The organism is Mycolicibacterium bacteremicum (genome assembly GCF_002086115.1).
GTDB classification, from domain to species: domain Bacteria; phylum Actinomycetota; class Actinomycetes; order Mycobacteriales; family Mycobacteriaceae; genus Mycobacterium; species Mycobacterium bacteremicum.
This window is the reverse complement of record NZ_MVHJ01000033.1, coordinates 20,920-41,298: the sequence shown is the minus strand read 5'-3', so window position 1 is coordinate 41,298 and position 20,379 is coordinate 20,920. Positions and strand designations below refer to the sequence as shown.

18 protein-coding genes and 1 tRNA gene are annotated in these 20,379 nt (G+C 70.2%); 10 read left to right on the top strand and 9 right to left on the bottom strand.

Translation table 11 applies throughout. The features are described from left to right. Positions 1 to 31 precede the first annotated feature (31 nt). Genes BST17_RS25005 through nagA form a run of 3 tightly spaced genes read left to right on the top strand, consistent with a single transcriptional unit; the run spans position 32 to position 2,418 of the window. Entirely contained in the window at positions 32 to 493 is a 462-nt protein-coding gene (locus BST17_RS25005; protein ID WP_083061601.1) for a PTS sugar transporter subunit IIA, read from the top strand. Then, positions 493 to 1,278 (top strand): glucosamine-6-phosphate deaminase, encoded by a 786-nt coding sequence (gene nagB / locus BST17_RS25000; protein WP_083061600.1) that lies wholly within the window; start codon positions 493 to 495, stop codon positions 1,276 to 1,278. Before BST17_RS25005 ends, nagB begins: the two co-directional genes overlap by 1 nt. Beyond that, positions 1,279 to 2,418, top strand: a complete 1,140-nt coding sequence (nagA, locus tag BST17_RS24995) for an N-acetylglucosamine-6-phosphate deacetylase (protein ID WP_083061599.1) — start codon at positions 1,279 to 1,281, stop codon at positions 2,416 to 2,418. On the opposite strand, the gene BST17_RS24990 is transcribed toward nagA, so the two are convergent. Then, on the bottom strand, positions 2,415 to 2,648 hold the full coding sequence (locus tag BST17_RS24990; RefSeq protein ID WP_083061598.1) for a hypothetical protein: 234 nt from the start codon (positions 2,646 to 2,648) through the stop codon (positions 2,415 to 2,417). The two genes, nagA and BST17_RS24990, sit on opposite strands and share 4 nt — an antisense overlap. A 302-nt stretch (positions 2,649 to 2,950) precedes the next feature. On the opposite strand from BST17_RS24990, the gene BST17_RS24980 reads away from it, so the two are divergent. Beyond that, a complete protein-coding gene (locus tag BST17_RS24980; protein WP_133053592.1) occupies positions 2,951 to 6,235 on the top strand; it encodes a cadherin-like domain-containing protein in 3,285 nt (1,094 codons plus the stop codon). Between the two features lie 22 nt (positions 6,236 to 6,257). Next, positions 6,258 to 6,653, top strand: a complete 396-nt coding sequence (locus BST17_RS24975) for a DUF2237 family protein (protein WP_083061595.1) — start codon at positions 6,258 to 6,260, stop codon at positions 6,651 to 6,653. 7 nt (positions 6,654 to 6,660) lie between these two features. On the opposite strand, the gene BST17_RS24970 is transcribed toward BST17_RS24975, so the two are convergent. Further along, a complete protein-coding gene (locus tag BST17_RS24970; RefSeq protein ID WP_234807816.1) occupies positions 6,661 to 8,286 on the bottom strand; it encodes a patatin-like phospholipase family protein in 1,626 nt (541 codons plus the stop codon). Positions 8,287 to 8,340: 54 nt separating this feature from the next. Continuing rightward, the gene (locus tag BST17_RS24965) at positions 8,341 to 8,532 is read right to left on the bottom strand and encodes a hypothetical protein (RefSeq protein WP_083061593.1); all 192 of its coding nucleotides are present in this window, start codon (positions 8,530 to 8,532) and stop codon (positions 8,341 to 8,343) included. 90 nt (positions 8,533 to 8,622) lie between these two features. On the opposite strand from BST17_RS24965, the gene BST17_RS24960 reads away from it, so the two are divergent. After that, complete coding sequence (locus BST17_RS24960; protein WP_083061592.1) at positions 8,623 to 9,252, top strand: GNAT family N-acetyltransferase; 630 nt, start codon at positions 8,623 to 8,625, stop codon at positions 9,250 to 9,252. Positions 9,253 to 9,332: 80 nt separating this feature from the next. Here the strand turns inward: BST17_RS24960 and mbtN are convergent, their stop codons facing one another. The 5 genes from mbtN to crcB (BST17_RS24935) are packed head-to-tail and all read right to left on the bottom strand — an operon-like array spanning position 9,333 to position 13,170. Beyond that, the gene (gene mbtN / locus BST17_RS24955) at positions 9,333 to 10,514 is read right to left on the bottom strand and encodes a mycobactin biosynthesis acyl-ACP dehydrogenase MbtN (protein ID WP_083061591.1); all 1,182 of its coding nucleotides are present in this window, start codon (positions 10,512 to 10,514) and stop codon (positions 9,333 to 9,335) included. Beyond that, a complete protein-coding gene (mbtM, locus tag BST17_RS24950; RefSeq protein WP_109750290.1) occupies positions 10,511 to 12,085 on the bottom strand; it encodes a long-chain-fatty acid--ACP ligase MbtM in 1,575 nt (524 codons plus the stop codon). The genes mbtN and mbtM overlap by 4 nt, the downstream gene beginning before the upstream one ends. A 17-nt stretch (positions 12,086 to 12,102) precedes the next feature. Further along, positions 12,103 to 12,372: an acyl carrier protein gene (locus BST17_RS24945; RefSeq protein WP_083061589.1), complete on the bottom strand. Its 270-nt coding sequence runs from the start codon at positions 12,370 to 12,372 to the stop codon at positions 12,103 to 12,105. 52 nt (positions 12,373 to 12,424) lie between these two features. Beyond that, complete coding sequence (gene crcB / locus BST17_RS24940) at positions 12,425 to 12,799, bottom strand: fluoride efflux transporter CrcB (RefSeq protein ID WP_083061588.1); 375 nt, start codon at positions 12,797 to 12,799, stop codon at positions 12,425 to 12,427. Further along, positions 12,790 to 13,170: a fluoride efflux transporter CrcB gene (crcB, locus tag BST17_RS24935; RefSeq protein ID WP_109750288.1), complete on the bottom strand. Its 381-nt coding sequence runs from the start codon at positions 13,168 to 13,170 to the stop codon at positions 12,790 to 12,792. The genes crcB (BST17_RS24940) and crcB (BST17_RS24935) overlap by 10 nt, the downstream gene beginning before the upstream one ends. 47 nt (positions 13,171 to 13,217) lie before the next feature. Here crcB (BST17_RS24935) and BST17_RS24930 point away from each other — a divergent pair, with 47 nt between their 5' ends. Beyond that, the gene (locus BST17_RS24930; protein ID WP_083061587.1) at positions 13,218 to 16,466 is read left to right on the top strand and encodes an ATP-binding protein; all 3,249 of its coding nucleotides are present in this window, start codon (positions 13,218 to 13,220) and stop codon (positions 16,464 to 16,466) included. A gap of 79 nt (positions 16,467 to 16,545) precedes the next feature. Here BST17_RS24930 and BST17_RS24925 read toward each other — a convergent pair whose 3' ends face one another. Then, the gene (locus BST17_RS24925; protein ID WP_234807814.1) at positions 16,546 to 17,217 is read right to left on the bottom strand and encodes a hemerythrin domain-containing protein; all 672 of its coding nucleotides are present in this window, start codon (positions 17,215 to 17,217) and stop codon (positions 16,546 to 16,548) included. A gap of 96 nt (positions 17,218 to 17,313) precedes the next feature. On the opposite strand from BST17_RS24925, the gene pgm reads away from it, so the two are divergent. The 3 genes from pgm (at position 17,314) to BST17_RS24910 (ending at position 20,354) form a co-directional block, all read left to right on the top strand. Next, positions 17,314 to 18,960 (top strand): phosphoglucomutase (alpha-D-glucose-1,6-bisphosphate-dependent), encoded by a 1,647-nt coding sequence (gene pgm, locus BST17_RS24920; protein WP_083061617.1) that lies wholly within the window; start codon positions 17,314 to 17,316, stop codon positions 18,958 to 18,960. Then, a complete protein-coding gene (locus BST17_RS24915) occupies positions 18,957 to 20,225 on the top strand; it encodes an MFS transporter (RefSeq protein ID WP_083061585.1) in 1,269 nt (422 codons plus the stop codon). The genes pgm and BST17_RS24915 overlap by 4 nt, the downstream gene beginning before the upstream one ends. A 56-nt stretch (positions 20,226 to 20,281) precedes the next feature. Next, positions 20,282 to 20,354 (top strand) — tRNA-Ala (locus BST17_RS24910). Positions 20,355 to 20,379: the final 25 nt, after the last annotated feature.

The window sequence follows — 20,379 nt, the reverse complement described above, 5'->3', positions numbered from 1 at the left end:
CCACAGGTGTGGCGCTCGTAGTGTTGAGGCCATGACGACAAACGTTCTGGCCCCGGTCGCGGGACGCGCGGTCGCGCTTGGCGATGTGCCCGATCCGGTGTTCTCGCAAGGCATGGTCGGTTTCGGCGCGGCCATCGACCCGCCGCACGAGATCGTCGACGCCGTCGCCCCGGTGTCGGGCAAGCTGCTCAAGCTGATGCCGCACGCCTACATCGTGCTGACGCCGGACAACGTCGGTGTGCTGGTACATCTGGGACTGGACACTGTGGCGCTGAATGGCGAGGGTTTCACCACCCACCTGGAGCAGGGTGTCGAGGTGAGCGCGGGACAGGTTGTCATCACCTACGACATCCCGTCGGTGGTGGCCAAGGGCCTCAACCCGATCGTGCCCGTGGTGATCATGGACGAACGCGAACCCGGCAACATCGCGGTGACCCCTCCGCTGGGGGCGCACCTGACGGTCGGGGCCGGACTGTTCGTGGCGAGCAGCTGATGGAGGTCATCATCCTGCCCGACGCGGCCACCATTGGGGCCGTCGCCGCCGACGCCATCGAGGCGTTGCTGCACCGCAAGCCCGATGCGGTGTTGGGGCTGGCCACCGGATCCTCACCGCTGTCCATCTACGACGAACTGGCCACCCGCCATGGCGCGGGCCGGCTTTCGTTCCGGCAGGTCCGCGGGTTCACCCTCGACGAGTACGTCGGCCTGCCCGCCGACCATCCCGAGCGCTACCGCAATGTCATCGACACCGTCTTCGTCGACCGGGTGGATTTCGCCGAGGGAGCGGTGCAGGGTCCCGACGGCCTGGCCGCGGACATCCCGGCGGCCTGCGCGGCCTACGAGGCCGCGATCGCCGACGCCGGGGGAGTGGACCTGCAGATCCTCGGGATCGGCACCGACGGGCACATCGGGTTCAACGAACCGGGTTCCTCGCTCGCCTCGCGCACCCGGATCAAGACGTTGACCGAACAGACCCGCCGCGACAACGCCCGCTTCTTCGGCGACGATATCGACGCGGTACCGACGCACTGCCTCACCCAGGGCCTGGGCACCATCCTGGATGCCCGGCACGTCGTGCTGGTGGCGACCGGGCGGAGCAAGGCCGAGGCCGTGCATCATCTGGTGGAGGGTGCGGTCAGCGCGATGTGGCCGGCGAGCGTGCTGCAACACCACCCGCACGTCACCGTGTTGCTCGACGATGCCGCCGCACGACGGCTGCAACTGGCCGAGTACTACCGCGAGACCTACCGTGCCAAGCCCGACTGGCAGGGCATCTGAGTGCTGCTGGCCGCTGACACCGTGCTGACCGGCGCAGAACTGTTGCGGCCCGGCTGGATTGACGTGGCCGACGGCAGGGTCCGCGCGACCGGGGCCGGCGCACCGCCAGGGCCGGCCCGCGAGCTGGGGGCGGTGACCGTGGTGCCAGGATTCGTCGACACCCATGTGCACGGCGGCGCCGGGGCCAACTTCACCGCCGCCGACACCGCGCAGACCGCGGCGGCGGTGGACCTGCACCGCCGACACGGCACCACCACCCTGATCGCCTCCCTGGTGACCGCGGCGCCGCAGGAGCTGCTGCGCCAGGTCGGTGGGCTCGCCGCCGATGTGCGCTCCGGCCTGCTCGACGGGATCCACCTGGAAGGGCCGTGGCTGTCCGAATCACGATGCGGTGCACACGAACCCGCCCTGATGCGCGATCCCGACCCGGTCGAGGTCGACCGGGTGCTGGCCGCCGGTGCCGGGTGTATCCGGATGGTGACCCTGGCCCCGGAACGCCACGGCGCTCCGGGAGCCATCGATCGATTCGTCGGCGCGGGTGTCGTGGTGGCCGTCGGACACACCGAGGCGACCTACGCCCAGACCCGGTGCGCGATCGACGCGGGTGCGACGGTCGGCACCCACCTGTTCAACGCGATGCGCCCGATCGACCGTCGCGAACCCGGCCCGGTGATCGCGCTGCTGGAGGATGACCGGGTGACCGTCGAACTCATCACCGACGGGGTGCACCTCGACCCGGCCATCTACCGGCACGTCACGCGAAGCGCAGGGCCGCAGCGGGTGTCGCTGATCACCGACGCCATGGCGGCCACCGGGATGGCCGACGGCTGGTACGAACTCGGCCCGCTGGGGGTGCAGGTGACCGGCGGGGTGGCCCGGGTCGCCGGGACCGAGACGATCGCCGGCAGCACGGCCACCATGGATCACGTGTTCCGGTTCGCGGTGGCGCACAGCGGGTTGGCGCGCGATGCGGCGCTGCAGTCGGCGGTGTCGCAGGCCTCGGTCAACCCCGCCCGGGCGCTCGGCCTGCCGGATGCCCGGATGCTCGCCGGGACGGCCGCGGATCTGGTGGTGCTGGATGCCGACCTCGCCGTGGCCGGCGTGCTGCGCCGCGGCCAGTGGGTGGTGGAACCGGCCTAGGGCGAGCAGGTTCCGCCGAGGGCGCATGGCAGCACGGCGTCCATCCAGCCGTGGTTGTTCTGCATCTGCGCGAGCAGCCAGGCCGTGAGGGCGACCGCCGAGAACGCGCCGGCGGTGAACAGCAGCACCACCAGGACCAGCAGGGCGATCCCGGCCGGCGATCCGCTCGCCATCAGGCGTACCGCGCGCACCACCACGTCGATGACCCGCACCATCAGCATCAGCACCACGCAGACACTGTAAACCGGTTGCCGGCGGTCAACGTGCAGTTGTTCTCATTCGCGACATTCTGGCAATTCCCGACAAACCGAACGTTGCCACCGGTATTCCGCATACTTCGCGCAGAACGCCATTTTCAGCAAATTTGTAGCTGCGCTATTCAATCCGCGACGGCCATTCGTTGATGGCGCCCTGAGCAGGCAATTTGGGTGGAGTTTCCTTGGAATGACATGCATTTCGGTGAGAACTTGGCCATGATTTCGAACGGAACAATCAAATACGAGGTGCGCCTCCCACTCTGATTGGCTGACTGATGGCAACGGTTCACGCAACGCATATCGGCCGTATCGGGGTGCTGGCGGTGGCGCTCGGTATCGGCTACGCGGTGATCGGCAGCCCGGCAATCGCATCGGCGTCCACCGACGGCGAGGGAGCCGGAACCTCCGCGCCGGCCTCGCCGTCGTCGGGTGGTGGATCGCCGTCTGCGCCGGATGCCGGTGCGGGCAGTGGTTCCGCAGACGCCGGGCCGGGCCGCCCCGTCGACACCCCGGATGGCGGCACCCCGGACGCCGAGCAGCCCGACAGCGGCGAGCCCGGCACCGACGAACCCGGTGCCGATGAACCCGGTGCCGGAGAGCCCGGCACCGACGGGCCGAAGGCCGAAATGCCGCAGGGGCCGCGCTCACAGCCGGGTATCCGCAAGCGCACCGCCCGCAGTCCACTGTCCTGCACGACCTGCCGCGAGACGACACCGCGCCCCGCGGCCGAGCCGGCCGCATCCGAGACGTTCGACGCCTCCCTGACCGCCGCCGATGCCTCCGCTGATGATGCCGGCGCGGTGACCCCCGCCGCGCCGGAGGCACCCGTCACCGCACCGGCGGCGCCCGGTCCCGCTGCGGCGCCGGCCATCCCGGAGGTCGTCATCCCGGAGCAGATCGCCGCGCCGGTCACGGCGGCGGCCACCGCCACCTCGCGCCAATCCGCCGACGGCACCCCCGACGTCCCCGTCGAGACGCCGGCAGCGCTGGCGCTGCTGGCCTGGACCCGACGCCAGACCGAGGACGTACTGCTACTCGAATCCGTCACCGGCATACCGCCCTCGGCCACCCCCACCCAGGGCACCCCCGACCAGAACACCGGCACCGTCACCGGCGCCATCAACGGCACCGGACCGAACCCGTTGAGCTACAACGTCTCCGCCGGACCCGGCCGCGGGACGGTCACCGTACATCCCGCCACCGGGGCGTTCACCTATACACCGACCACCGCGGCACGGTTGGCCGCGGGCATCACCGCGGCCGCCGACTACGACACCTTCACCGTCACCGTCGGCGACGGCACGCTGTCCAGCACGGTGACCGTCACCGTGCCGGTACTGCCGTCCGCGCTGTCGGGGCCCTCCTCGAAGGGGGTGGGCTGGAGCCCGGCCGGAGTCGCGGTGTCGGCGGGCAAGATCTACGTCGCCAACGCCGGCAGCAACACCGTCTCGGTGATCGACCGGGTCACCGGTGCGACCACCACCGTCAAGGTGGTCAGCTCGCCCAAGGCGATCGCGTTGAGCGATGACGGCACCCGGGTGTACGTCGGGGGCAGCAACGCGATATCGGTGATCAGCACCGCCAACCACACTGTCGTGCAGAAGATCACGACCAACGGCGGCCAGGTCTACGGTATCGACGTCTCGGCCGACGGCGGCCGCATCTACGTCACCAACAACGGCAAGAACACCGTCTCGGTGATCAACACCGCGACCAACAGCATCGTCGCCACCATTGCCGTCGGCGCCAAACCGGGCGGCATCGTGCTGGCCGGGTCGCGCCTCTACGTCGCCAACACCGGTGCGGGTACCGTCACCGTCATCGACACCGCCAGCAACACGGTCGTCGGCAATCCGATCACCGTGGGCGCGAGCCCGTCGGAACTGGTGGCCTCGGCCGACGGATCGCGGGTCTATGTCACCAATCACGGCAGCGGCACCGTCTCGGTCGTCGACGCCGGCACGCGGTCGGTGGTCGGCACCATCACCGTCGGCAGCCAACCGCAGGGCATCGCGCTCAGCCCGGACGGCAGCCTGCTCTACGTCGCCAACGGCCGCGACACCATCTCGGTGATCGATACCGCCACCCGCGCCGTGCTGCGCACGGTGACCATCGACGGCTCACCCGAAAACGGTTCGCACCGACTGGCGCTGAGCCCGGACGGCAGCCAGATCTACATCACCGACATGGTGGACAACTCGCTGCGCACCCTGAGCCTGACCCGCGGCAACACCGCGCCCACCGCCGGCGTCCCGACCATCGGCGCGCCCAACCCGGCGACCGGGATCGTCAACGGGCAGCTCAACTTCACCGACCCCGACGGCGACCCGCTGACCTACACCGTCACCAAGGCCCCGAGCAACGGCACGCTGCTCATCAATGCCCAGGGTGGATACACCTTCACACCCACCCAGGCCGCCCGCGATGCCGCAGCGCAGACACCCGGCGTCGACACCGTCACCTTCACCGTCGCCGCCAACGACGGCCGCACCGGCACCGCCACCGTGGCGGTCACGGTGACCATCGAGCCCAGCACCACCACCGTGCCTGGGGACAGCACCGGACTGCTGCAGGGCATGTTCGACGCGCTCAAACCCGGTGACACCCTCACCCTGGCCCCGCAGATCTACCGACACTCCGGGGTTCTCACGATCCGGGTGCCCGGGGTGACCATCAACGGCAACGGTGCGACGCTGTACGCGACCAACGACAACACCTCCTCGGTGCAGATCCTGGCCGACGGGGTGACCCTGCACGACATCACGCTCGGCGCCGCGCTGACCGGTCCGCGCTATTACGCCCCCCAGCACCACAAGCTGGTGATCATGGCCGACCACGTCACCGTCACCGATGTGACGATCAACGGTTCGGCCGGCGCCGGGATATATGTCGACAACGCAGGCTATTTCGAGCTCAACGACGTCCGGGTGATCCGCTCCCGGGCCGACGGCATCCACATGACCAACGGCTCGCACCACGGCGTGGTCAACAATCCCTACACCGAATGGACCGGTGACGACGGGGTCGCGGTGGTCTCCTACAACCCGGACACCGGCGGGGTGAGCCACGACATCGTGGTCAACAACCCGACCGTCAACGGCACCACCTGGGGGCGCGGCATCAGCGTCGTCGGTGGCACGAACATCACCTACAACAACATCACCGTGCGCGATACCGACTCCGCCGGTGTCTACATCGCCACCGAACCGAGTTACAACACCCGGTCGGTGGACGGGGTACGCATCCTGGGCGGCACCGTCACGAACGCGAACACCAGTGCCACCGTCGTGCACGGCGCGGTCCTGGTGTACGCGGGCAACGCCGGCACCAGCGTGCGCAACGTGACGATCGAGGGTCTGACCGTCAGCGGCACCCCGTCCAGTGCCGGGCGCATCCTGGCGATGATCACCGAGAACGGGGCCACCGTCAGCGGCATCACCTTCCGCAACCTGGCACTTCAGCGGTCCAATGCGATCGCGACGGCCTACACCAACGCCGCGGCGTGGTTGTACCAGCTGATCGGTGTGACCGTGAACGGGGTGGCGGTCACCACGCTGTGAGCCCGGCGAGCATGATGGGGTCATGCCCGAACACCCCGAACTGAATGTGCTGGGCGGCCCGCTGGAACCGTGCGGCAGCGATCCGGTCACCGGCTTCTACCGCGACGGCTGCTGCTCCACCGGCCCGGAAGATGCAGGCATGCACACCATCTGCGCCGTGGTGACCGCCGAATTCCTGGAACACCAGCGCTCCATCGGCAACGACCTGAGCACCCCGATGCCGCAGTACCGCTTCCCGGGGCTGGTGCCCGGTGACCGCTGGTGTGTGACGGCGGTGAACTGGCTGCGCGCCTACCAGGACGGCTACGCCGCCCCGGTGGTGATGGCGTGCACCCACGAACGCACGCTGAACATCGTCCCCATCGAGGTGCTCGCCGAGTACGCCGTCGACGTCCCCGACGATGCCAGCGACCTCTAGCTGAACATCAGGTGATGTAGCGGTCGCGCCACCGTTCGAACCGGTTGCGCGGGCGCTGCGCCTCCGACAGCACGGTGCTCATCGGGGTGGCCTTGTCGCGGGCGGCCCGGCTGCCGGCAGTCGGCACCCGATACTCCCACCAGACCGGCTGCAGCAGAGCCGATGTCACCGGGATCGCCTTGTCCACCCGCTTGTACCCCCAGCCGCAGGCCCGGTCGATCGAACCGGTCGAGGGCGCCAGGTTCACCGGGGACAGCGTCGGCGCGAACCGCACGACGTGATCGGAATAGGGCAGGTTGCGCACCATCTGCAACTGGATGGCCTGTGCGATGGGCGCCAGCCACAGATGCCGCGGATCCCACTGCGGGTGAAAACAGTCGAAGGCCAGATAGCACGCGTTGCGGGTGCCGAGCCGGCCGTCACGGATGCGCTTCCAGGCCAACTCCACCGGGACGTTGCTGGCGGTCCCGCCGTCGACGATGGCGCCGACATCGTGGGTGGCCAGTATCTCGTCGAGGATCGGCACCATCCGCGGATCGCGGGTCTCATGGTGCAGCACACCGGGAATTGCCGACGAGAAGGACGCCGCGTCAACGACATTGAAATCCCGAGTCAGATCGTCACCGCCGACGACGATGGCCTTGACCACCCGGGAGTCGATGAACGCCGCGGCCTGCCACATCCGGGCGGCCACCTCCGGCCCCATCCCGATCGGCAGGAACGGCAGCGTGCGCAACCGCAGCACCGCGAGCTCCTGATGGCGGAACTTCGCGGGCAGTGCGGCGAACGGCTGCCTGCGCACCCCGGCGATCACCGCCTCGTACGGGATGCCCAGATCCGACATCCGCATCTGCTCGCCGTCCTCGCGGGTGAACAGCGCGTGGGCGAACTCGTCGAAGCGCAGCGAGAACATCCCGGTCAACCCGTGCCGGCGGCGCAGCTCCTCGGGACCGAGGATGGCGCGGTAGGACACCGTCTTCGCCCAGGCCACGTACTCCTCGATCGGCACGGGCAGTGAGCGGGCCATCACCGCCCCGATGACCGACCCGATCGACGAGCCGATCATGTAATCGGGCACCTGCCCGGCCTCCAGCAGCCGCTGCATGCCGCCGATGTAGACGAACCCGGCGCCGCCGCCACCACCGAGGACGGTGACCAGCTTCTTGTGGCCCACCTCGGCGTCCAGCTCGTCCATCGAGAACCGGTCGGCGTGCCGCTCGGCGAGCGTGCGGCGCTGCTCATCCTGCTCGTCGGACAGGGCACCGAGAATGTGGCGGGCGTCGCGCAGCGCGGTCAGCGCGTCCCGTTCCTCGCGCAGCGGGCCGTGCAGCGTGTTACCCACCCGGGCGCGCCAATTCGTCAGTTCCGGGCCGACCGCGACATCACCGCGCCCGCGGCTGCCGCCCGGCCCGGCCGCACCGGGCTCGAAATCGGAGAGCTTGGCGAAGTTCAGCAGGTAGCGCAGCCGGCGCAGCTGATCGTCGCTGAGCACATCGGGCATCCCCAGGTGCAGCCGGACCAGCCGGTTCTCCATCTTCTGCAGGGCCAGCGCCGGATCGGCGGTGGGCAGATCGGCGGTGAGCGCCTCGACGTTCTCCAGCTCCTCGGCGGAATCCGCCTGGGCGTCCTGCACGGGCGCGGGACGCGGGGCGCGCCGGTCGAGGAACGGTATCTGCACGACGTGACTCTAAGCCGAACCCTCCCGGGATCCGACGTAAGCCAGCAGAGCCGGGTCGGCCGAGGTGAACCGCTCGACCTCCTCACCGCCGTCGCAGCGCAGCAGCGCGATCGTCAGCCGGCCGGGGGAGCGGGCCACCACCTGCCAGTGCGCGCCGGCGTCGGTCCACCTTCGTAATTCCTCGACCTGATCGCGGGTCATGTCCCTACGATCGCATCATGGGTGGGAGCGGGCACGGCCAGGTATGTAGGCGACCCCAAGATCACGCCGTTGGGTAGGCTTCGCTGTCAAATGATCGAGACTGACGAGCCGCTGCCGATCCTGCCGCGCGAGCTGACCGACCTCCCCGATGAGGTGCGTCTGGTCGGCCCGCCGTGCACGCCCACCGTGAAAGATCCGTACGACGTGCGCCTCGTCGATCCCGACACCGACGCCGAGCTGATCTCGGGATGGATGAACCTGCCGCACCTGGCCGAGGCCTGGGAGTACGCCTGGCCACCGGAGCGCTGGCGGCTGTACCTCAAAGCCCAACTGGCCGGGACGTTCTCCCGGCCGTTCCTCACCAGCCGCAAGGGTGAGGACATCGGCTATGTCGAGGTGTACAGGGCGGCAAAGGATTCCATCGCCACCCGGTACGAGGCGGATCCGTATGACCTCGGCGTGCACGCGGCGATCGCCGACACCCGGCTGGTCAACCGCGGCATCGCGCCGCTGATGCTGCCCAAGCTGATGGCCGATATCTTCGAACGGGAACCACAGTGCCGACGGGTGATGTTCGACCCGGATCACCGCAACACCGGGGCGCGGCGGCTCGTCGAATACGTGGGCTGCACGTTCCTGGGTGAGCACCAGATGGCGAACCGCAAGATGGCGCTGTACGTGTTTCCGCGCACGCCCGAAGACATTCCGGCCCTGCGTTAGTCACCGAGCACGCGCGTGTACCCCTGAAAGGTGCCGATTCCGGGGGTATCAGCGTCTGCTCGCGAGGGGCCCCGCACGCGTCAGGGGGTGGCGCCCATCATCGCGGCGTAGCCGTCGTAATCGGGTTTCATGGCGGCGGCGACGAGTTCCCACAGCACCTCGTCGGTACCGCCGCCGACGCGGGCGAGCTTCATGTCGCGCCACCACTGGCCCAGCGGGGTCTCGTCGACCAGATATCCGGTGCCGCCGAAGATGTGCATGCACTCCGAGACCACCTCCTCGCCGAGGCGGGCCGCGCACACCTTCATCGCGGCCGCGGTGCGCAGGTCGAGCTTGCCGCCGGCGGCGATACCGGTCAGCGCGTGCCGCAGCAGGTCCACCCGGGCCTGCAGGTCGGCCATCCGCATCCGCAGTGCCTGGTGTTCGTAGAGGGTGTGCCCGAACTGGCTGCGACTCATCATGCGCGCCAACGTGATCCCGAGCACCCGCTGGCAGCTGCCGGCGATCTGGCCGGCCACCGACATCCGCTCGTGGGCCAGCCCCCAGGAGATCGCGGCCAGCCCGGTGCCGGCGCGGGCGACCAGCGCGTCGGCCGGCACCCAGGTGTCGATGTGCACGGCCGCGGTGTCCAACGGGCCCGCACCCACCTTGTTGTAGGGCGTGCGCACCTGCACTCCCGGATCCCGCAGCGGCACCGCGACGACGACGACGTTGCCGTGCCTGCTGGTGGGATCGTTGTCGACGTTGCGGGCGACGGCCATCACGTAATCGGCGATGGGCGAGAGCGATACGAACTTCTTGACCCCGGTGACCGCGAAGCCGTCGCGCACCGACCGCACGGTGGTCCCGACGATCTGCAGGTCCGATCCGCCGGACTCCTCGGACGCGCCGACGCACAGCACGGTCTCCCCGCGGATGGCCTGTTCGCAGATGGCGCGCAGGTGGTCGGAGCGCCCGAACCGGCGCAGCAGTGCGATCGCCGAGTCGTGCAGGCTGACCCCGACCGCGATCCCGGCGGAGCCGAGCCTGCCCAGGCGCAGGGCCAGAGCGATCACCTTGGCCACATCGGGTTGCTGGGCGTCACCCCACTTCGCGCTGAAAACGCCTTCGCGGCCCAGGTATTCGATGAGCTGACGGGGGAACGTGCCGGTGCGCTCGGCCTCGGCGGTCCAGTCCCGCACCCGGTCGTCGAAGACCCGGTCGAGCAGCTCCTCGAACTCCTGCAGCGAGGTGGTGGCCGGCGACTCGTTGAGCACTGTCATTGCCCGGCACCCTCCAGGTTGCGTTTGACTTCGAGGCGGCGCAGCTTGCCCGAGGAGGTCCGTGGCAGCGAACCGGGCCGGACGAACACGACATCGGCGGGCACCACGCCGCATTCGGAGGCGATCAGCGCCACCATGGCGGTCCGGGCGGCGGGCTCGTCGGCGCCCTTGAACTCGGCGGTGATCACCAGACCGGGGCGGGTGGTGGGGCCGTCGGTACCGACGGCGACGACGGCGCCGGCGCGCACACCGTCGACCTGGGCCGCGACGTTCTCGATCTCGGTCGGGAAGATGTTGCGCCCGGCCACGGTGATGATCTCCTTGGCGCGCCCGCAGATCACCAGGCTGTCGTCCAGTAGATAGCCGATATCCCCCGTGGGGAACCAGGTTTGGGGGTCGACGGCGGCCTCGCCGAGATAACCACGCATCATCGAAGTGCCGCGGATCTCGACCTCACCGACCTCCCGGTCGGACACCCCGCCGGAGAACCGGTCGCTACTGACGATGCGCATCTCCATCCCGTCGATGGCGTGTCCCAGCACGGCGTGCTTGCGCACGTAGCCGCCGTCGTCGGTGACCACCTGGATCTCGTCGACCCGCAAACCGCTGCCCGGCGTGGGAACCGCGACCGCGCAATTGGATTCGGCCAGCCCATAGGACGGTGCCAGCGCGCCGGGGTCCAGGCCGAAGCGGGCCATCTCCTGGGCGAAGAGCCGGCTGCCGTCACAGTCGACGGGCTCACCGCCGTTGAGCGCGAACCGCAGTGTGCCGAAGTCGACATCGCTGACCAGTCTGGAGTACTTGCCCACGATGTTGTAGGCCATGTTCGGCGCGGCCGTCAGCGTCGCCCGGCTCTCGGTGATCCACTTGAGCCACCCGAACGGCTGCGCGGAGAACGCCGTCGTCGGCGCCTGCCACAGCTCGGCACCCGAGAGCGCCATCGTCAGCAGGAAGGACAGCCCCATGTCGTGATAGAGCGGCAGCCAGGAATGCCCGCAGTCGGCGCCGGTGACCTCGACCCGGGACACGAGGGCGCCGATATTGGCGAGTACCGCCTCGGGGGAGAGCTGTGCGGTGCGCGGGGTGCCGGTGGACCCGGCGGTGCCCTGCAGCACGGCGACATCGGCGGACCCGACCGTCCCGGTATGCGTATGGGAGCGCTGCGCGTGCGCGATGCGGCTGACATCGTGCACGGCGAGATGGCTGTCGGCCGCGCTCAGTTCGCGCAGATGCGTGCCGTGGCTGAACACGGTGCGCACCCCGATACCGGCGAACCGGTCCAGGGTGGCGCGGGCCCAGCGCTTGGGGTCGGCACCGCGGACCGGTCCGGGCAGGATCGACACCCCCGCACCGGCCAGGAACGCCCCCGGGACAGCCGAGATGAACTCGGCGGTCGGGTCGCCGACCAGGCCGATGGTGTTTGCTCCGCTGTCACAGATGTGCGCGGCCACATTCTCGGCCCTGGCATGGATCTCACCCCACGGATGACGGTTCCAGGTGCCGGTCTCGGTGTCGAGGACGGCCAACGCCCGGTCGGTCGAGGTCATCGACGCGGTGAGGGCCTGCGCCAGGACCGATGGCGCACCCGTCACGAGTTCGCCTGATCGGCAGGCAGTTTGGCCAGCACGATCTTCTCCAGATCGCCCAGGGTTTCGCAGTTGAGCAGATCTTCCTCGTCCAGCGCCGCGCCGAGGCGGTCCTCGATGGCCACCATGCCGACCGCGAATGCCACCGAGTCCATGCCCACGTCGTCGACCAGTCGGGAGTCCCGGCTGACCCGGCTGACGTCGATGTTCAGGTCGTCGCGCAGGATTGCCAGGAGCTGAGGGTTCACCGCTTCGGACTGTGACATTTCCATGTTCGGCGACCCTACACCTGAGAATTTCCTCAGGGTAGGCTTACCTCATGTGCTACCCGCCACCGAGGCGCGTGCCGAGCAGCTGACCCAGCCATACCGCGAACAGTCCCAGGGCCACGCTGACCACGATGTTCAGCACCGCGGCCGGCCGGCGAGGTTCCTCGGCGAGCCGTTGCGTCTCCAGCATCCAGGTGGAAAAGGTGGTGTAGGCGCCGACGAAGGCGGTGCCGGCCAGCAGCGCTATGTGCGGGTCAAGCGCCAGCGCGCTGAGCAACCCGAGCAGGAAGGCCCCGCTGACGTTCACCGTGAGAGTCCCGATCGGGAAGCCGATGCGCACCCGTCGCGACACCACCCGGTCGACCAGCATGCGGCAGACCGCGCCGAGGCCGCCGATGACGAACACACCGATCCAGACGGTCACGGCCATACCCGCCGGGTCAGCGCCGTGGCCGCCTGCAGCACGAGCAGGCCCAAACCGATGCTGCCAGCGGTGTATCCCGCCGCCAGCGCGTGATGACCGTGCTCCAGCATGGTGACCGTCTCCACCTGCATGGTGGAGAACGTCGTCAGTCCGCCGCAGAACCCGGTGCCCAGCAGTGAACGCCGGTAATCGGTGCCGGCCAGCCGGGTAGCCACCACGCCCAGCAGTGCGGCACCGAGGATGTTGACGACGAAGGTGGCCCACGGCCAGTGCCCCGGCGGCACCGCCAGCGCGTGCACCAGGCCGGCCCGCGCCAGGGTGCCGACCCCGCCGCCCACGAAGACAGCGGCCAGTTCCCGCCGATCGGTGAGCGCCACCCGCAAAGTATGTAGCCACCCGGCGCTACCGATAAGGTCGGCACACCATGACAGCGCAGGATCTTCGGCCGGTGCGGATCCGCGTCCTGGGTCCGGTGCGGGCATGGGTGGGCGACACCCCGGTGGATCTCGGTGGCCCCAAGCAGCGCTCGGTGCTGCTGCGGCTGGTGCTCGCGCGCGGCGAGGTGGTCTCGGTCGACCGGCTCATCGAGGACCTGTGGGCTGGGGAGCCGCCGCCCAAGGCGCTGGCCGCGCTGCAGGCCTACATCTCCCATCTGCGCCGGGTGCTCGAACCGGGCCGGGAACGCCGCGCCGCCGCGCGGGTGATCGTCAGCGCCGCACCCGGATACTGCCTGCGGCTGCCGGATGCCGATGTCGACGTGTGGGCGCTGGAGACCGGTATCACCGCCGCCGAGCAGTCACCGCAACGGGCCACGCTGCTGGAGGATCTGGTCGCGGCCTGGACCGGTGACCCCTATGCCGAGGTGCGCGACGCGCTGTGGGCCGCCCCGGAGGTGGCCCGACTCACCGAACTGCGGCTGGCGACGGTGGAGGCCCACGCGGCCGCGCAGGCGGCGCTGGGCAATCACGCCGCGGTGGTGCGGGCCCTGGAGCCGGTGGTGCGCGACCACCCGGCCCGGGAGGCGGCCGCCGGCCTGCTGGCCGCCGCGCACTACCGCGGCGGGCATCAGGTCGCGGCACTGGAGGTGTTGCGGCGCACCACCGGATACCTGGTCGACGAGTTGGGGCTGGAGCCGGGCCGCGCGCTGCGCGATCTGGAAACAGACATCCTGCGCCAGGCCGACCATCTCGACCCGATCCAGCTGGCGCCGGTCGCCGTCGCGGCACCGCACGAGGTGCCCACCACGAGTGCGACCCGCGGGCGCACCGAGGAGCTCGCCGCGATCGCCGCGGCCGCCACCGCGGCGGGCGCCGGCCTGAAGGTGGTGTGGATCGGCGGGGAGGCCGGGGCCGGTAAGACCACACTGGTCGACACCGCGGCCGGGCGGCTGCGCGAGGCGGGCTGGACGGTGGCCGCCGGTCGCAGCCCCGAGGTCGACGGTGCACCGCCGGGCTGGGCATGGACCGAGGTGCTGACGGCGTTCACGTCCACGCTGTCGGAAACGCAGTCCGCCGCGCTGGCGCCGCTGCTGCACTCGGCGCCACCGACCGGTGAGGTCGGTGCCTTCTGGATCGCCCATGCCCTGGCAGAGGTGTTGGCCCACAACGCCGGTCGTGCGCCGCTGCTGATTGTGCTCGATGATCTGCACCGCACCGACGGCTTGACCCTGGAACTGCTGCGGCTGACCGCCGACCGGCTGGCCACTCACCGGGTACTGGTGATCGGCACCTACCGACCGTCGGAATCCGGTGCCGAACTCGGCCAGGCCCGGGCGGCGCTGGCCAATCACACCGCCGCCCATCTGCTGCTGAGCGGTCTCGATGACACCGCGCTGACCCAGCTGGCCACCGACTGCGGGCTGGTCGCGGTGACCCGGGAGACGCTGCGGCTGTTGCGGGAACGCACCGGCGGTAACCCGCTGTTCGCCCGCGAGCTGGCCCGCCTGATGGTCGCCGAGGGGGTGGACGCCGCACACGGCGCGGTGCCCGTGGGCGTGGGTGATGTGGTGCGCCGCCGGCTGGCCCGGCTGCCACCGCAGACCGCGACCGCGCTGCGCCAGGCCGCGGTGCTCGGCCGCGAGGTCGACCTCACCCTGCTCGGTCAGTTGGCCCGCAGCGATGACGACGAGCTGCTCGACGCGCTGGAGCCCGCGGTGCTGGCCGGGCTGCTGGAGGAACCCGCACCGGACCGGATCCGGTTCGCACACAACCTGATCCGCGACACGCTCTACGAGGACACCTCGGTGCTGCGCCGCGGCCGGTTACACGCGGCGGCGTTGGAGCTGCTGCGGGTGCGCGCCGCCGATGCCGCGTCGCTGGCCTATCACGCGGTCGCCGCGGCCACCGCCGACACCGCGCTGGAGGCGGCGGGTTTCGCGATCAACGCCGCGGCCGAGGCCGACGCCGTCGGCGCCCCCGCCGAGGCGGCCCGGCAATGGCGCGCCGCGGTGCGGATGTTCGGCCTGGCCGGCGCCGACCAGGCCACCGCCAGCACGGCCCGCTGCGGGTTGATCGCTGCGCTGGCCCAGGCCGGTGACGCCCTCGGATCACGAGAAGAGCTGCACCACACCATGGTTGCCGTCGGCCACGATGACGCGCTGGCCGTGCAGGCGCTGACCGCGTCACACAGTCCGCTGGTCTGGCGGGTGCGCGTCGGCGACGTCATCGATCCGGCCATCGTCGATCCACTGCGCCGGGTGCTGGCGCGCGAACAGCCCGCCGCGGTCCGGATCCGGTTGCTGCTGACGCTGTTCACCGAACTGGAGGGCGCCGAGCACGATGCCGCGCTGGCGGCCTGCACCGAGGCGTGGGAGACGGTGCGCGACCTCGATGACCGGCGGCTGCTGCTGGCGGTGCTCAACGTCCGCGCGTTCGCGTGCCTGGGACCCGATCTGGCCGGCGAGCGGGAACGCGTTGTCGCCGAGATGCTGTCGGTCGCCGAGGAACTCGACGCGGTGGACCACCAGGCGGTGGCGCACTGGTTGGCCTTCCTGGACGCGTCCGGGCGGTCCGATCTGGCGGGGGCGGCCGCACATGTCGATCAGGCGGTCGCCCGGGCCGGTACCGGCCAGCTCGGCTTCCTGCTCGGTGTGCTGGACGCGTTCCGCGCCCAGTTGGCCATCCTGGCCGGTGATGTCGACGAGGGCGAGCAGGCCTACGGCGAGGTGTCGGCGAAGCTGGCCGAATACGGTGTCGCCAACGGCACCCACATCGGCATCGTCGGCCGGGTCACCGCGAACCTGGTCCGCGGCAGCCTGGCGCCGATGGCCGACGATCTGGTCGCCGTGCACCGGTTCGCCTCCAAGATCATCGCCGACGGCGCCGCGCTGGCGCTGATGCAGGCCGGCAGAACTGAAGAGGCCCGGCAGATCTGGGCCGAACGGCTACCGATCGAACGGTCCTTCTACTTCGTCGCGATGGCCACCCTGCGGGTGCACGCCGCCGTCGCCATCGGGGATCTGGAGGTCGCGCGCCGCACCGCCGGGGAGCTGATCCCGTATTCCGGTCGGTTCGCCGGACTGGACAACGGCACGCTGCTCACCGGCCCGGTCGACGCGGCGCTGGCCGCTCTCGCCGAGGCCTGCGGTGAGCCGGAGCGGGCGGCGCGGTACCGGCAGGCCGCCGCCGAGCTCACCGAACGCCTGCGGGTGGCCGCGCGGGCGCTGCGCCCCTGACGCTGCTGTTGCGCGAAACTCGCGTACCCGGGGCTCGCGGGCCCCGGGTACGCGCGTTTCGCCGGCCGGGCAGGACGTGTCAGCCGAACACCGCGCGGTCGAACCGGGCGTGCCGTGCCGCCAGGTAGCGCAGCAACAGCATGAGCGGCCCCGGCACCCCGGCGGCGATCGTGGCGCGTTCGGTGTCGGTGGCCACCGCGAGCACGCGCGGCCCGTCGAAGGACAGCCGGCCGGTCTTGCGGGCCGCCGTCTCGACCGCCTCCCAGTCGGCCACCGAGACGTGCCGGCGGATCACCGGGAACAGCTCACGCTCCTCGTCGGCGATGTGCGCGTGCAGCAGCCGGTGCAGATCGGCCAGGCCGGCGGCCAGCGGCCGGGCCAGCTCGGTGTCGCCGGAGCGGGCGAACGCGGCGGCCGCCGCGCGCAGGGCGTCCAGCCGCGGGTCCAGGGCCGCGTGGTCGTCGGTGAGCTCGGTCAGGTCGACCAGCCCGGCCGCCGAGGACTCGATGATCGGCCACAGCACATCGTCCTCCATGGTGTGGTGATGGTGGATCGACTCGCACATCAGCTCCAGGTAGCGGTTGATGGCGCGGGCGCGTTTGACGGTGCACGGCGTGCGGCGCTGGGCGATCGCGGTGGTCAGGTCGGCGAGGCGACCGATGTCGGTGACCATGGCGCGGTGGGCGAGCAGGATGCCGCTGAGGTCGGGTTCCACCGCGGCGAGTTGGGCTTTGTGTCCAGAGCTGTTCATGCCGATCACCTTGTCGGTGTCCACTTGCGGAGAACTTGTGACGGGCTTGCGAGGACGACGAGACATCGGCCCCGCGGGTAGGCAAGGATGGAGGTCATGGTGGCCAATCCGCGAGCCGGGCAGCCGGCACAGCCCGAAGATCTCGTCGACCTCGCACATCTGGTCACCGCGTACTACACCGTGCAGCCCGACCCCGAGGACGTCGCCCAGCAGGTGGTGTTCGGGACCTCCGGGCACCGCGGCTCGGCGCTGGACGGCGCGTTCAACGAGGCGCACATCCTGGCCACCACGCAGGCCATCGTCGAGTACCGCGCCGCGCAGGGCACCACCGGGCCGCTGTTCATCGGCCGCGACACCCACGCCCTGTCCGAACCGGCCTGGGTGTCCGCGCTGGAGGTGCTGGCCGCCAACGATGTCGTCGCGATGATCGACGCCGCCGACCGCTACACCCCGACCCCCGCGGTCAGCCACGCGATCCTGACGTTCAATCGGGGCAGGGACGCCGATCTGGCCGACGGGATCGTGGTCACCCCGTCGCACAACCCGCCGCGCGACGGCGGCTTCAAGTACAACCCGCCCAACGGCGGGCCCGCCGACAGCGACGCCACCGGTGTGATCGCCAAGCGCGCCAACGAGATCCTGCGCGACGGTCTGCGTGCGGTGAAGCGGATCCCGCTGGCGCGGGCCCTGCAGACCGCGCAGCGCCACGATTACCTCAACGCCTATGTCGCCGACCTGCCGAACGTCGTCGACCTGCACGCCATCCGCGCCCAGGGGGTGCGGATCGGTGCCGACCCGCTGGGCGGGGCCAGCGTCGACTACTGGGCGGCCATCGCCGAGACCCACCAGCTTGACCTGACGGTGGTGAACCCGCTCGTCGACGCGACGTGGCGGTTCATGACGCTGGACACCGACGGCAAGATCCGGATGGATTGCAGCTCGCCGAACGCCATGGCTGGGCTTCTTCGGAAAGTGAACGACGACCCCGATTCCTACCAGATCGCCACCGGCAACGACGCCGACTCCGACCGGCACGGCATCGTCACCCCCGACGGTGGCCTGCTGAACCCGAACCACTACCTGGCCGTGGCCATCGATTATCTCTACACCCACCGCTCGGGCTGGTCGCCCGACACCGCCGTCGGCAAGACCGCGGTGAGCAGCTCGATCATCGACCGGGTGGTCGGCGGACTGGGCCGCACGCTGGTCGAGGTGCCGGTCGGGTTCAAGTGGTTCGTCGACGGACTGGTCACCGGGACAATCGGTTTCGGCGGCGAGGAGAGCGCGGGCGCATCCTTCCTGCGCACCGACGGGACCACCTGGACCACCGACAAGGACGGCATCATCCTGGCCCTGCTGGCCTCGGAGATCCTGGCGGTCACCGGCTCGACACCGTCGCAGCGCTACGCCGAGCTGGCCGAGCGCTACGGCGCGCCGACCTACGCCCGCATCGACGCGCCGGCCGACCGCGAGCAGAAGGCCCGGCTGGCCAAGCTGTCGGCCGATCAGGTGACCGCCACCGAGCTGGCCGGTGAGCCGATCACCGCCAAGCTCACCGCGGCGCCCGGTAACGGGGCGGGCCTCGGCGGGTTGAAGGTGACCACCGAGAACGCCTGGTTCGCTGCGCGGCCGTCGGGCACCGAGGACGTCTACAAGATCTACGCCGAGTCGTTCAAAGGGCCGGAGCATCTGGCCGAGGTGCAGGAGGCCGCCAAATCGGTGGTCAATACAGTCATCGGGTGAGCTCTCGAACGGAGGACGACTGTACGTCGCACCAGAAGCCCCGCCTGCCGCGTGAGGTGTGGGTCCTGGTCGCGGCCAACTTCGTGGTGGCGCTGGGATATGGCGTGGTGGCTCCGGTGCTGCCGCAGTACGCCCGACACTTCGGGGTCAGCATCGCCGCCGCCACCTTCGTCATCACCGCCTTCGCCATCATGCGGCTGGCCGGTGCGCCACCGGCGGGCCTGCTGGTCCAGCGCTGGGGTGAGCGCCGGATCTACATCAGCGGCCTGATCATCGTCGCGCTGTCCACAGCCGCCTGTGCGCTCGCCGAAACCTATTGGCAGCTGCTGTTGTTCCGCTCCCTCGGCGGTATCGGCTCGGCAATGTTCACGGTGTCCTCGCTGGGGCTGATGATCCGCATCTCCCCGGCCGACGCACGCGGACGGGTGGCCGGGCTGTTCTCCTCGGGTTTCATGATCGGCTCGGTCGGCGGACCGATCCTGGGCGCGCTGACGGCCGGGTTCGGTCTGGCGGCACCATTCCTGATCTACGGGGCGGCCCTGCTGGTCGCCGCGACCGTGGTGTTCGTCAGCCTGCGCCATTCGACGGTGGTCACCGGGTCAGACGAGCAGGACGGCCCGCCGGTGCCGTTCCGCACAGTCTTCGCCCACCGCGCCTACAAGGCGGCGCTGCTGTCGAACTTCGCGACCGGCTGGGCCTCCTTCGGGCTGCGGATCGCGCTGGTACCGCTGTTCATCGTGGAGGTGCTGGGCCGTAGCCCGGGGGTGGCGGGACTGGCGCTCACCGCGTTCGCGGTGGGCAACATCTCCGTCGTCATCCCCAGCGGGTACCTGTCGGACCGGCTGGGGCGGCGCAAGCTGCTGATCTTCGGGCTGACGCTGGCGGCGCTGTCCACCGCGCTGGTGGGCTTCACGTCCTCGCTGCCGGTGTTCATGGCGGCGGCCTATGTGGCCGGCGCGGCGACCGGCATCTTCGTCTCCCCGCAGCAGGCCGCCGTCGCCGACGTGGTGGGCAGCAAGTCGCGGGGTGGGACCGCGGTGGCGACCTTCCAGATGATGGCCGATGTCGGCTCGATCGGCGGTTCACTGCTGGTCGGGCTGATCGCGCAGTACCTGTCGTTCTCCTGGGCGTTCGTCATCAGCGGGGCGATCCTGCTGGTGGCCGCGCTGGGCTGGGTTTTCGCCCCGGAAACCCGCGGGAAGCCGCCCGCCGAGCACACCCCGGCCCGTCCGCTCGGCCCGGAGGCCGGCGGAGAGGTGCCCTGACCAGCCGTTTTGAACCTCCGTGGGGCAGTGGTGTACGTTTCTACAGCACAACAAACGGGGCTATGGCGCAGTTGGTAGCGCACCACACTGGCAGTGTGGGGGTCAGGGGTTCGAATCCCCTTAGCTCCACCGTTTACCTGGGCTTTTAGGCCAC